Below are 11,525 nucleotides of genomic sequence, written 5' to 3'. Positions count from 1 at the left end.
CCCCGCACCCGACCCGGCCGACGACGACCCCCTCTCCCCCGCGGAGGGGCGCGCACTCCTCGCCGCCAACGCGGAGTCGCTCCTCGGGCCCAGCCGCCCGGGCCGGGAGACCCGGATCATGGTCACCATGCCCTCCGAGGCCGCCACGAACGCCGCCCTGGTCCAGGGCATGGCCGACGCCGGCATGGACCTGGCCCGCGTGAACGCCGCCCATGACGGCGAGGCCGCCTGGGCAGCGATGGTCGCGAACATCCGCGGCGTCGCCCGGGACGGGGGCCGTCCCGCCCCCCGCATCTGCATGGACCTGGCCGGGCCGAAGCTGCGCACGGGGCCGCTCGAGCCGGGACCCGGCGTCGTGAAGGTCAAGCCCCGCCGGGACGTGGACGGGACCGTGCTGGAGCGCTCCCGCGTGTGGTTGGGCGAGGCGGACGCCCCGGAGGCCGCGGACGCCGTCGTCCTGCCGCTGGACCCGGCCGGCTCGGGGCACTCACCGGTGCTGTCCGCGCTGCGCCCCGGCGACCACGCGATGCTCACCGACGCCCGCGACTCCGACCGCACCCTGCACGTGCTGGCCGCCACGGAGGCGGGCGTGCTCCTGGCCTGCCGCAAGACCGTGTACTGGCACACCGGCCTCGAGGTGGACACCCCGCGCGGGACCCTGGTGGTCGGCGCGCTGCCGTCCGTCCCCCAGGCGATGCGCGTGCACGCCGGCGACGAGATCGTGCTCACCCGCTCCATGGACCCGCGCCCCGCGGTGAGCGAGGGGCCGTTCACGATCGGCTGCTCCCTGCCTCAGGCGTTCCAGGACGTGCGCCCGGGCGAGCGCGTCCTGATCGACGACGGCAAGATCACGGGCGAGGTCGTCTCGAACGACGGCGAGGCCATCACGCTGACCGTGACCGAGGCGGGCCCGACCGGGGCCAAGCTCCGGGCGGAGAAGGGCGTGAACTTCCCGGACACGGACCTGCGCCTGCCGGCCCTGACGGACGAGGACCGCTCTCACCTGCCGTTCGCGGCCGCGCACGCGGACGTCGTGAACATGTCCTTCGTCCGCTCCCCCGCGGACGTCGCCGCCCTCATCGACGCCCTCGACGCGGAGGACGCCCGGGGCGTGGGCGTCTCCCTGAAGATCGAGACCGTCGGGGCGTTCGAGCGGCTGCCGGCGATGCTCCTCGAGGCCATGCGGTGGAACGACGTGGGCGTCATGATCGCCCGCGGCGACCTCGCCGTGGAGGCCGGGTTCGAGCGCATGGCCGAGCTCCAGGAGGAGATCCTCTGGCTCTGCGAGGCCGCGCACGTCCCCGCCGTCTGGGCCACGCAGATCCTGGAGACCCTGGCCAAGCAGGGCCTGCCGTCCCGCGCCGAGATCACGGACGCCGCCATGGCGCAGCGCGCCGAGGCGGCCATGCTGAACAAGGGCCCGTACATCGACGAGGCGATCGGGGCCCTCTCCGACATCCTCACCCGCATGGGGGGCCACGCGGACAAGAAGCGCGACATGCTGCGCCGCCTGCGCTCCTGGTCGCTCTGACGGTGCATGCCGCGGGGGCGGTTCAGGACTGCGGACGGTCCCAGGGGTGCGGCTGACCCTGCGGGGCCTGCGGCGCCTGCGGATCCTGCCGCGGTCGGCCGCCGCGCGCCTCGATGAGCCGGGCGACCTCCTCCGGGGGCAGCGTCACCCCGTAGGAGCGGTCCAGGCCGGCGGGCGCGGCGGGGTCCTGCGCCGGGCCGTCGACGTGCGCCGGTGCGGGCTCGGCGGAGGAGGCCGGGGCGGCGTGCGAGCCCGAGGGGCCGGACACCGCCGAGCCGGACGGCGCGGGGGCGGGGGCCGGGGCGGGGGCCGACTCCTGCACGGGCATCGGTGCGGGTGCCGGCGTCGCCGCCCCGCGGGCGCCGAGGCCGAGCTCCTGGCGGGCGCGCCCGGCATGCTCGAAGGCGACCACGAGGTCGTAGCCGCCGGGCACGAGGGCCTGCGTGGACGCGAAGCCGTGGCGGCCCTTGCGGGAGGCGAAGCCGACGACGCCGAAGATCACCCAGACCGCCACGCCCAGCAGCGCCGAGGTGACGATCTGCATGCCGCCGGCGGAGGAGTCGAGGAGGAGCAGGAAGGCGCCGATCATCGCGCCGAACAGGGCGCCCTGCACGGCCGCTCCGAGGGCCACCCGGCCGTAGTTCAGGCGGCCGCGCACCCGCTCCACGACGCGCAGGTCCTTGCCCACGATGGAGAGCGCGGTCACCGGGAAGTCGGCCTCGGCCAGGCGGTCCACCTGCTCACGGGCCTGCTCGTAGGTGCTGTACGTGGCCAGGAGCTCGCCCTGAGGCAGGCCGCCGGCGGCGGGTCCGGACATCATCATCGACATGCCTCCATTGTGCCCGGCCCTCCGCCGGCCCGCGGCGGCCTCCGCCGCGGGCGGACGGGCGCCACCCACTAGGCTGGTCCGGTGAACTCCCCTCGGATCTTCGTGGCCCGACTGCTGGGCCTGGACGTGTTCGACCCGCTCGGCGACCGCCTCGGCCGTCTGCGGGACGTGGTGGTGCTCGACCGCGGACGCGGGGCCCGCTCGGCGGCCACGGGCCTCGTCATCGAAGTCCCCGGCAAGAAGCGCGTGTTCGTGCCGATGACGCGCGTGACCTCCATGGACTCCGGCCAGATCATCACCACGGGCCTGATCAACCTCCGCCGGTTCTCCCGGCGGGGCGCGGAGCAGACGGTGGCCGGCGACCTGTTCGACCGGCGGGTGCACCTGACGGACGGCTCCGGCCGCGCCGTCGTGGAGGACCTGGGCATCGAGCAGCAGCGCAACGGCGACTGGCTGGTGACGGACTACTACGTGCGCCGCGACGACGGCCGCACCGCGTTCGGCCGGCCCCGCGGCGAGCACCTGCTCGTCTCCTGGGACGAGGTCGCCTGGGGCGCGGCGGCCGAGCCGCAGGGTGCCTCGAGCTTCGTCGCCGCCCACGACGACCTCAAGCCCGCGGACCTCGCGGACATGCTCCACGAGATGACGGACAAGCGGCGCGTCGAGGTCGCCAACGAGCTGCAGGACGAGCGCCTCGCCGACGTCCTCCAGGAGCTCCCCGACGACGACCAGGTCCAGATCCTCTCCCACCTGGACATCGAGCGCGCCGCGGACGTCCTGGAGGAGATGGATCCCGACGACGCGGCGGACCTCCTCAACGAGCTGCCGGACTCGCAGCAGGAGCTCCTGCTGGAGCTCATGGAGCCCGAGGACGCGGAGGACGTGCGGCGCCTGCTCGAGTACGAGGAGGACACGGTCGGCTCGATCATGACGCCGGTGCCCGTGGTGCTGCCCCCGGAGGCCACCGTGGCCGAGGCGATGGCCACCATCCGCCAGCAGGAGATCTCCCCGGCGCTGGCGTCCCTGGTGATCGTCGCCCGGCCTCCCCTGGAGACCCCCACCGGCCGCTACCTGGGCGTCGTGCACTTCCAGCGCCTGCTGCGCTACCCTCCGCCCGAGGCGATCGGCAACATCATGGACAAGGACCTCGAACCGGTCTCCGACATGGACTCCGTGGCCCACGTGACCCGCGAGCTGGCGACCTACAACCTGACGAGCATCCCCGTGGTCAACGCCCAGCACCGCGTGGTCGGCGCCGTCAGCGTGGACGACGTGCTGGACCACATCCTGCCGGAGGACTGGCGCGCCATGGACCCCGAGGACCACCCCGAGACGGAAGGCCAGGACTGACCATGCCCCAGAGCCCCCGCGACCCACGGGACACCCGCGCCACCGGCCTCGACACGCCGATGCGGGCCCGTGAGCGTGTCATGCCGCGCCTGACGCCCAACCCGGACGCGTTCGGCGAGTGGACGGAGGGCATCGCCCGGTTCATGGGCACCCCGCAGTTCCTGCTGTGGATGACCTTGTTCTGCCTAGTGTGGGTGGGGTGGAACTCCTACGCCCCCGAACCCTGGCGCTTCGACTCCGCGGCCCTGGGCTTCACGGCACTGACCCTCATGCTCTCCCTCCAGGCCTCCTACGCGGCCCCGCTGCTGCTGCTCGCGCAGAACCGGCAGGACGACCGCGACAAGGTGGCCCTGCGCGAGGATCGCGACCGTGCCGAGCGCAACCTCGCGGACACCGAGTTCCTGACTCGCGAGATCTCCGGCCTGCGCATCGCCCTCCAGGACATGGCCACCCGCGACTACGTCCGCGGTGAGCTCCGCGCCATGAACGAGGACCTCGTGGCCGCGCTCCGCGAGGTCGTCCGGGAGGAGGTCCGCGAGGAGCTGCGCGCCGAGGAGGCGGGCCCGGCCGTGGCCCCCAAGCCCAAGGAGAAGTCCAAGAAGAAGTCGTCCCGCCGGGAGCCGGGCCGTCCCGACGGGACGGAGGCGCACACGACCACGCTGGCGATCATCGCCGCCCAGGAGGCTGCGGATCAGGGTGGCGCCGCCCCTGACGCGGCCCATGCCGCCGACGACGCCGGGCAGGACGCCCCGTGAGCGCCCCGGCCCTGCCCCGCCCGGAGGTGCGGACCCCTCTGGAGGCTGCGGTCCTCGCGGCTCTCGACGGCGTGGTCGACCCGGAGATCCGCCGGCCGATCACGGAGCTCGGCATGGTCCGCTCCGTGGCGGAGACCGGCGGGGGCCATGTGGCCGTCGAGGTGCTGCTGACCATCGCCGGGTGTCCCCTGAAGGGGACCATCCAGGCGGACGTGGCCGCCGCCGTCGCGGACGTGCCGGGGTGCGCCGGCGTGGACGTGCGCCTGGGCGTGATGACCCCCACCGAGCGTGCCGCCCTCCAGGAGGCGCTGCGCGGGGCACGCCCCGCGAACCCCTTCGCGGAGGACTCGCTCACCCGCGTCCTCGCGGTCGCCTCGGGCAAGGGCGGCGTCGGCAAGTCCACGGTCACGGCCAACCTGGCGGTCGCGCTGGCCGGCCGGGGACTGTCCGTGGGGCTGATCGACGCGGACGTGCACGGCTACTCCATCCCGGGCCTGCTCGGCGTCCAGGCCTCCCCCACACGCGTGGGTGAGCTGATCCTGCCGCCCGTCTCGCGGGGCGTGAAGGTCATCTCGATCGGCATGTTCCTGGACGCGGACCGGCCGGTGGCCTGGCGCGGGCCCATGCTGCACCGCGCGCTCGAGCAGTTCGTCACGGACGTGCACTGGGGGGACCTGGACGTGCTCCTCGTGGACCTGCCCCCGGGCACCGGGGACATCGCCATCTCGACGGCGCAGCTGCTGCCGGCCTCGGAGCTCGTGGTGGTGACCACCCCGCAGCACGCCGCCGCGCAGGTGGCCGCGCGGGCCGGTCAGCTGGCGGCGCAGACCGGTCAGCGGGTCGCCGGCGTCGTGGAGAACATGGGGCCGATGGCCCTGCCGGACGGCACCGTGCTGGACGTCTTCGGCGCCGGCGGCGGCCAGGAGGTCGCGGACCGGCTCTCCGGCGCGCTGGGCACGTCGGTGCCGCTGCTGGGCACCGTGCCCCTGGACCCGGCGCTGCGCCGCGGGGGCGACGCGGGCGAGCCCGTGGTCGTCTCCGCGCCGGAGAGCCCGGCGGCCGCGGCCCTGCAGGAGGTCGCCGCTCGGCTGGCGGTGCGCCCCGGGAGCCTGCGCGGGCGCGGGCTCCCCGTCAGCCCTCGCTGACCGGGCGGGGCCCGGAGGGGCGGGCGCTCAGGTGGCGTCGACGTCGAACGGCGCCGGGGCCTTGCCGAGCAGGTCGAGGGGATCCGGGTCGGTGCCCAGGTGCTGCAGCGGGGCCGGGTCCGTGAGGACCTCCTCGGCGCGTCCGGAGGCCAGGAGGGCGGCCGCGACGCCGGCGGCGGCGGCCCCGGCCGGGGAAGGGGACGCGGCCGCCACGGGGACCGCGGCGGAGGGGACGTCCTCCGGGGTGGGGGCGTCGGACGGCGCCGAGGCGCCCCCGCCTGCCGGGGCGGCCGTGCTGCCGTCGCCCGAGGGGCGGCGGAACAGCGAGCGGGGGTCCATGTCCCGCAGGTCCTGGGCGGAGAGGCCGCCTTGCAGGTCCTCGGCGGCCACGCCGGTCAGCTCCTGCGCGCGGGCCGCGGCCGTGGAACCGTCGGCCGGCTCGCGGAGCGCGTCGCGGATGATCCGGCGGGGGTCGTACTGGCGGGGGTCGTACCTGCGCCAGTCCACGGAGTCGAAGTCCGTCCCGGTCTCCTCCTTGAACTGCGTCTTGGCGCCCTCGGCCATGTCCCGGGTCTTGCGGATGCCCTGTGCCAGGGCGCGGGTGTACTCGGGGAGCTTCTCCGGCCCGAGGACCACGAAGGCCAGGACGATCAGGACGATCAGCTCGGAGCCGTTGATGCCAAACACGCTCGTGACTCTACTAGACGCTCACCGGGCGCCCGCGGCCGGGTTCCGCACGGCCGCGCCGCCCACGCGGCCGTCCAGGAGGCGGTCCAGACCGCGCTCCAGCCGGTCGCGGGGATCCTCGTCGCGGCGGGGCGGGGCCAGCCCCGAGCGCTCGACGACGACGAGCTGGCTCAGCAGCGCCTCCGCCTGGGACCGGGGCACGGAGGCGTCCACCCGGTAGACGGCGTCCGACGTGCTCAGCCACGCCTCCCAGCCGCCGTCGGCGTGGTCGGCGATGCGGTAGTCCATGCCCACGGGGAGCCGGGCCTCGCTCGCTCCGGACACCCCCACCCCACCCTGGCGGGCGCACCGGGTGCGCTCGTCCGCGTCCGCCCCGCGGCACTCCCGGACGGTGACGACCGGGCTCGTGCGACCCCAGGCGACGGAGACCTCCGCGGCCTCCCCCACGCGGTCCGCGTGCACGGACAGCGGGCGCATCCCGGAGGCGGAGAGGGACGGCAGGGCCCAGCCCTGGCCGCGCAGCTCGTCCACGCGGGTCGCCACGTCGTCCTCGTCCGCGCTCGCACTGACGGGCGCGCTGACCGCCCGGACGGGGTCGACGTCGGCCGGGGCGGCCGTGGAGGCCGGCCCGCCCAGCATCCAGACGGCCGCGACCAACCCCGCGAGGACGACGAGCACCAGGAGGCCGCAGACGACCGCCCGCCCGGAGACGCCCCGGGGACGCATGACGGCACCGGCCGCCGGGCGGGCGTCCACGGACCGGGCCGCGTCCAGCACCCGGGCCCGCTGGCCGGCCACCGCCCGGCAGTCGGGGCAGCGGGACAGGTGGGCCTCCACCCGGCGGGACGCCCGGGGGGCCAGCACGCCCTCCAGGTAGGAGTCGAGCACGGGCAGGCAGTGTCCTCGTGCCAGCACCCCCACCTCCTCGTCTCCTCGGCCGGGCCGTCGCGGGGCTGGAGGGGTCCGCGGGGCCGGTGCGCTCGTGATGGCCTCCATCATGGCCACCGCACCTGGGAGGAGGCTGGACCGTCCCCCGGCGCCGCGCCCGGATTCCGTACACTGGCCCCGCCCCCGGAGGGGCAGCCGCCGCCTCCGACCGCCGACTCCGAGGTCCCCATGAGCGCCCTGCATCCCCAGCCCACCGACAAGCACGCCTCCTGGGCGTGGGCCGAGGCCCGCACCGCGGAGTCCGAGGTCCTGCTGCGCGCCCGGGAGCGCTCCGCGGAGCTGGGCGTCCGTGCGGTCGGCGAGGGGACGTCGGCGCTGCTCACCGTCCTGGCGGCCACCCGGGCGCCTTCGGCCGTCGTCGAGATCGGTACCGGCGCCGGCGTCTCGGGGCTCGCGCTGATGCGCGGGCTGCCGGAGCGCACCGTGCTCACCACGGTGGACCCCGACGCCGAGGCCCAGCGCGCCGCCCGCGAGGCCTTCTCCGAGGCGCACCTGCCCACCAGCCGGACGCGCATGATCTCGGGCCGCTCCCGCCTGGTCCTCCCCCGCCTCACCACGGGCGCGTACGAGATGGTCGTGGTGGACGGCGAGCCCGCCTCCCGGGCCTTCGACGTGGAGCAGGCGGCCCGCATGCTCGCCCCCGGCGGGCTGCTGGTGGTCGTCGACGCCCTGGACTCGGACCGCGTGCCGCGCGCGGCGGTCCGGGAGGACTCCACCGTCTCCGCCCGGGACGTCGACCGCCTGGTCCGGGAGGACGAGGCGTGGGTCTCGGCCGTGGTCCCCACGGGCACGGGGGTCCTGCTGGCCGTGCGCCGCTGAACCGGCGCCTCCCCGTCCGGACACGGAACGGCCCCCGCACCGTGCGGTGCGGGGGCCGTGTCGTGCGCGCGGGGCCGGGCTCAGGCCTGGGTGACGCCCTCGAGGCACTGCTGGAGCTCCTTGGCCTCGTCGGCGTTGATCTCCAGGACCAGGCGTCCGCCGCCGTCGATCGGGACGCGCATGATGAGGCTGCGGCCCTCCTTGGTCACTTCCATGGGACCGTCCCCGGTGCGGGGCTTCATGGCGGCCATTGCGACTTCCCTTCTCTGGCTTCGCGAGTCAGACGCGCGGACCGTGCCACGTGTCAGAGGTCGTCCCGCCCCCGCGCGTCGGTGGCGCGCGTGACGGGACACACAGCCATTATCGCGGATCCGGCGGGGCCGCGCCAAACGAGCCGCCGTGCGCCATCACCGCCCGACGCCGTCCCCCTCGCCCAGGCGGGCCTCCAGGGCGGCGATGCGCTCCTCGTCGGCGGCGAGCGCCGCCCGCAGCCGGGCGAGCACCTCATCGACCTGATCCCGCTGGTAGCCGGGCACCGCCGTGGCCAGCCGCAGGCGGTCGACGTCGGCGGCGCGCGGGTGCTCCGGCAGCAGCACCGGGTGGGGCGGGGCCTGCCCTGCGGGGTCGGCGGGCCGGGGCAGGGCGCGGCCCAGGGCGGCGGCCGCCAGCGCGGCGACGGCGACGACGGCCACGACGAGGACGGCGATCCAGATCGGCTGCGTCATGCGCGGGCACCCCCGCACGTCGCGCTGACGTGGGCCACGGCCTCCTCGGCCGTGTCCACCACCGTGATGAGGTCCGCGTCCCCCGGCGAGATCATGCCGCGCGCCGTCAGGGTGCCGCGGATCCAGTCCACGAGCGGCCCCCAGAACTCCGTGCCCACGAGCACCACGGGGAAGCGGGTGACCGTCCCGGTCTGGACCAGGGTGAGAGCCTCGAAGAGCTCGTCCAGCGTCCCGAACCCGCCGGGCAGGACGACGAACCCCTGGGCGTAGCGCAGGAACATGACCTTGCGGGCGAAGAAGTAGCGGAAGTCCACCCCGATCCCGACCCACGGGTTCAGCCCGGTCTCGAACGGCAGCTCGATCCCCAGGCCGACGGACACGCCGCCGGCCTCGTCCGCGCCGCGGTTCGCGGACTCCATGGCCCCCGGCCCGCCGCCGGTGATGACGGCCCAGCCCTCCTCCGCCAGCCGACGGCCGATCTCGACGCCGAGCGCGTACTCGTCCGTGCCCTCACCCGTGCGGGCCGAGCCGAACACGGAGATCGCCGGCCCGAGGTCCGCCAGCGTGCCGAACCCCTCGACGAACTCCGACTGGATGCGCAGCACCCGCCAGGCGTCCGAGGTGGACGAGGTCGAGGGCGTACGGGTCTTCCCGGCCGGCGCCCGCCGCGCGTCGAGCAGGAGCTGGTCGAAGGTGGGGGACGCCGCCGCGTCCCCCCGCAGGATCTGGCCGCCGCGGTGCACGCGGTGACGGTCCACGCGGTCCGCGCGGGCGGGATCGGGCTTGTCGGTCATGGTTCCAGCCTAGTCAGGGGCGCCCCGCCCCGGACGCCTCCCGCTGCGGCTGACCGGCGCCGTGCCCCATTCGCGGGCGGTCCTCTGCTCGTGGGTCACCCCACCGAACAGGTGGGCGGCGCAAGGTGTGACGTGCGCTATATTCCCGGGTATGAGCGAGATCACTTCCGGCACCGTCCACGGCTCCACGGCCGCCTCCGGCCCGGCGCCCGCCGCGGCCTCGGACGCCCTCATCCGGCTGGAGCACGTCAACAAGCACTTCGGCGAGTTCCATGCCCTCAAGGACATCGACCTCGCCATCCCGCGCGGCCAGGTGGCCATCGTCCTGGGGCCGTCCGGCTCGGGCAAGTCCACCCTCTGCCGCACCATCAACCGTCTCGAGACCATCGACGACGACGGCGGCCGCATCCTCATCGACGGCCGGCCCCTGCCGTCCGAGGGGCGCGAACTCGCCCGCCTGCGGGCCGAGGTCGGCATGGTCTTCCAGTCCTTCAACCTCTTCGCGCACAAGTCAATCCTCGAGAACGTCACCCTGGGCCCCATCCGGGTGAAGGGCAGGAAGAAGGCGGAGGCCGAGCGTCACGCCCTCGAGCTGCTCGAGCGCGTGGGCGTGGCCCACCAGGCCAAGAAGATGCCCGCCCAGCTCTCCGGCGGCCAGCAGCAGCGCGTGGCCATCGCCCGCGCCCTGGCCATGGAGCCGCAGGCGCTGCTCTTCGACGAGCCCACGTCCGCCCTGGACCCGGAGATGGTCCAGGAGGTCCTCGACGTCATGGTCGGCCTGGCCCGCGAGGGCATGACCATGGTCGTCGTGACCCACGAGATGGGCTTCGCCCGCAAGGCCGGCGACCGGGTCGTCTTCATGGCGGACGGCGAGATCCTCGAGGACACCGACCCCGAGTCCTTCTTCACCCGCCCTCAGCACCCCCGCGCCCAGGAATTCCTGGGCAAGATCCTCGTCCACTGACGCGTGCCGGCCCCGACCGGGGCGCCGTCGTCGTCACCCTCCCCGTCAGCACCCTCCGCACCCAAGGAGTCATCATGGCCCGTTCCCGCATCCTCTCCGTCGCCGCGGTGGCCGCCGCCGCAGCCCTGTCCCTCTCCGCCTGCTCCCCCTCCTCCTCGGGCGGCTCGGGCTCCGCGTCGTCCGCCTCCGGTTCGACCGCCGCACAGTCCGGCTCCTCGGACACCCTCCGGATCGGCATCAAGTACGACCAGCCGGGCCTAGGCTTCCGTGAAGGCCAGAACGCGCCCACCGGCTTCGACACCGACGTCGCCCGCTACGTGGCAGGCAAGCTCGGCGTGGCCGAGGACAAGATCGAGTGGGTCCAGACCCCGTCCGCGAACCGCGAGAACGCCTTGGAGAACGGCGAGGTCGACATGATCTTCGCGACCTACTCCATCACCGACGCGCGCAAGCAGCGCGTGGACTTCGCCGGCCCCTACTTCGTGGCCGGCCAGGACCTGCTGGTCCGCCAGGACGACACCTCGATCACCGGCCCGGACTCCCTCAACGGCAAGAACCTGTGCTCCGTCACCGGCTCGACCTCCGCCCAGAAGATCAAGGACAACTACGCCTCCGGCGTGAACCTGGTCGAGCAGGGCGGCTACGCGGAGTGCGTGACCTACCTGGAGTCCGGCCAGGTGGACGCCGTGACCACGGACGACATCATCCTCGCCGGCCTCGCGGCGACCGACGCCAACAAGGGCAAGTTCAAGGTCGTCGGCCAGCCCTTCACCACCGAGCGCTACGGCGTCGGCCTGCAGAAGGGCTCGGACAAGTGCAAGGACATCAACGAGGCCATCAAGGCCATGAAGGACTCCGGCGAGTGGGAGAAGTCCCTGAAGGCCAACACCGAGGGCACCGGCTACGAGTACTCCGAGGACAAGAACTCCGGCGCCGACGCCGAGTTCGAGCCCTGCGCCTGATCCCTTCCTGACGCCC

General features: G+C 74.6%; 13 protein-coding genes. 7 read left to right on the top strand and 6 right to left on the bottom strand.

Features of this window, described 5'->3' with window-relative positions:
- Positions 1–1,531, top strand: a 1,531-nt coding sequence (locus MHY29_RS03000) for a pyruvate kinase (RefSeq protein WP_239238183.1), incomplete at its 5' end; no start/stop codon positions are given.
- A gap of 22 nt (positions 1,532–1,553) precedes the next feature.
- Here the strand turns inward: MHY29_RS03000 and MHY29_RS02995 are convergent.
- Positions 1,554–2,360, bottom strand: a complete 807-nt coding sequence (locus tag MHY29_RS02995; protein ID WP_239238182.1) for a general stress protein — start codon at positions 2,358–2,360, stop codon at positions 1,554–1,556.
- 81 nt (positions 2,361–2,441) lie between these two features.
- Between MHY29_RS02995 and MHY29_RS02990 the strand changes: the two genes are divergently transcribed.
- From MHY29_RS02990 to MHY29_RS02980, 3 genes are read left to right on the top strand one after another with little or no spacing between them, the layout of a single operon-like run.
- Positions 2,442–3,710, top strand: a complete 1,269-nt coding sequence (locus MHY29_RS02990; RefSeq protein ID WP_224356738.1) for a magnesium transporter MgtE N-terminal domain-containing protein — start codon at positions 2,442–2,444, stop codon at positions 3,708–3,710.
- A 2-nt stretch (positions 3,711–3,712) separates the two neighbouring features.
- The gene (locus MHY29_RS02985) at positions 3,713–4,465 is read left to right on the top strand and encodes a DUF1003 domain-containing protein (RefSeq protein WP_224356737.1); all 753 of its coding nucleotides are present in this window, start codon (positions 3,713–3,715) and stop codon (positions 4,463–4,465) included.
- Positions 4,462–5,610, top strand: coding sequence for an Mrp/NBP35 family ATP-binding protein (locus tag MHY29_RS02980; protein WP_224356736.1), 1,149 nt, complete (start codon positions 4,462–4,464; stop codon positions 5,608–5,610). Before MHY29_RS02985 ends, MHY29_RS02980 begins: the two co-directional genes overlap by 4 nt.
- Positions 5,611–5,637: 27 nt before the next feature.
- Here the strand turns inward: MHY29_RS02980 and MHY29_RS02975 are convergent, their stop codons facing one another.
- Together MHY29_RS02975 and MHY29_RS02970 are read right to left on the bottom strand one after the other, a co-directional pair.
- Positions 5,638–6,297 (bottom strand): twin-arginine translocase TatA/TatE family subunit, encoded by a 660-nt coding sequence (locus tag MHY29_RS02975; protein WP_224356735.1) that lies wholly within the window; start codon positions 6,295–6,297, stop codon positions 5,638–5,640.
- 21 nt (positions 6,298–6,318) lie between these two features.
- On the bottom strand, positions 6,319–7,212 hold the full coding sequence (locus tag MHY29_RS02970) for a zf-HC2 domain-containing protein (protein WP_224356734.1): 894 nt from the start codon (positions 7,210–7,212) through the stop codon (positions 6,319–6,321).
- Positions 7,213–7,413: 201 nt separating this feature from the next.
- Here MHY29_RS02970 and MHY29_RS02965 point away from each other — a divergent pair, with 201 nt between their 5' ends.
- The gene (locus MHY29_RS02965; RefSeq protein ID WP_224356733.1) at positions 7,414–8,064 is read left to right on the top strand and encodes an O-methyltransferase; all 651 of its coding nucleotides are present in this window, start codon (positions 7,414–7,416) and stop codon (positions 8,062–8,064) included.
- Positions 8,065–8,144: 80 nt separating this feature from the next.
- On the opposite strand, the gene MHY29_RS02960 is transcribed toward MHY29_RS02965, so the two are convergent.
- From MHY29_RS02960 to MHY29_RS02950, 3 genes are all read right to left on the bottom strand, one after another.
- Positions 8,145–8,315 (bottom strand): DUF3117 domain-containing protein, encoded by a 171-nt coding sequence (locus MHY29_RS02960; RefSeq protein WP_224356732.1) that lies wholly within the window; start codon positions 8,313–8,315, stop codon positions 8,145–8,147.
- A 156-nt stretch (positions 8,316–8,471) separates the two neighbouring features.
- On the bottom strand, positions 8,472–8,789 hold the full coding sequence (locus MHY29_RS02955) for a cell division protein DivIVA (protein WP_224356731.1): 318 nt from the start codon (positions 8,787–8,789) through the stop codon (positions 8,472–8,474).
- Positions 8,786–9,583 carry a TIGR00730 family Rossman fold protein gene (locus MHY29_RS02950; protein ID WP_224356730.1) on the bottom strand — a complete coding sequence of 266 codons (798 nt, stop codon included), beginning with the start codon at positions 9,581–9,583 and terminating at the stop codon, positions 8,786–8,788. The genes MHY29_RS02955 and MHY29_RS02950 overlap by 4 nt, the downstream gene beginning before the upstream one ends.
- Before the next feature lie 151 nt (positions 9,584–9,734).
- On the opposite strand from MHY29_RS02950, the gene MHY29_RS02945 reads away from it, so the two are divergent.
- Positions 9,735–10,547, top strand: coding sequence for an amino acid ABC transporter ATP-binding protein (locus tag MHY29_RS02945; RefSeq protein ID WP_224356729.1), 813 nt, complete (start codon positions 9,735–9,737; stop codon positions 10,545–10,547).
- Between the two features lie 74 nt (positions 10,548–10,621).
- The gene (locus MHY29_RS02940) at positions 10,622–11,509 is read left to right on the top strand and encodes a glutamate ABC transporter substrate-binding protein (RefSeq protein WP_224356728.1); all 888 of its coding nucleotides are present in this window, start codon (positions 10,622–10,624) and stop codon (positions 11,507–11,509) included.
- Positions 11,510–11,525 lie beyond the last annotated feature (16 nt).

The organism is Micrococcus sp. ACRRV (assembly GCF_022346985.1).
GTDB lineage: Bacteria > Actinomycetota > Actinomycetes > Actinomycetales > Micrococcaceae > Micrococcus > Micrococcus porci.
This window is presented reverse-complemented; position numbering and strand designations above follow the sequence as displayed.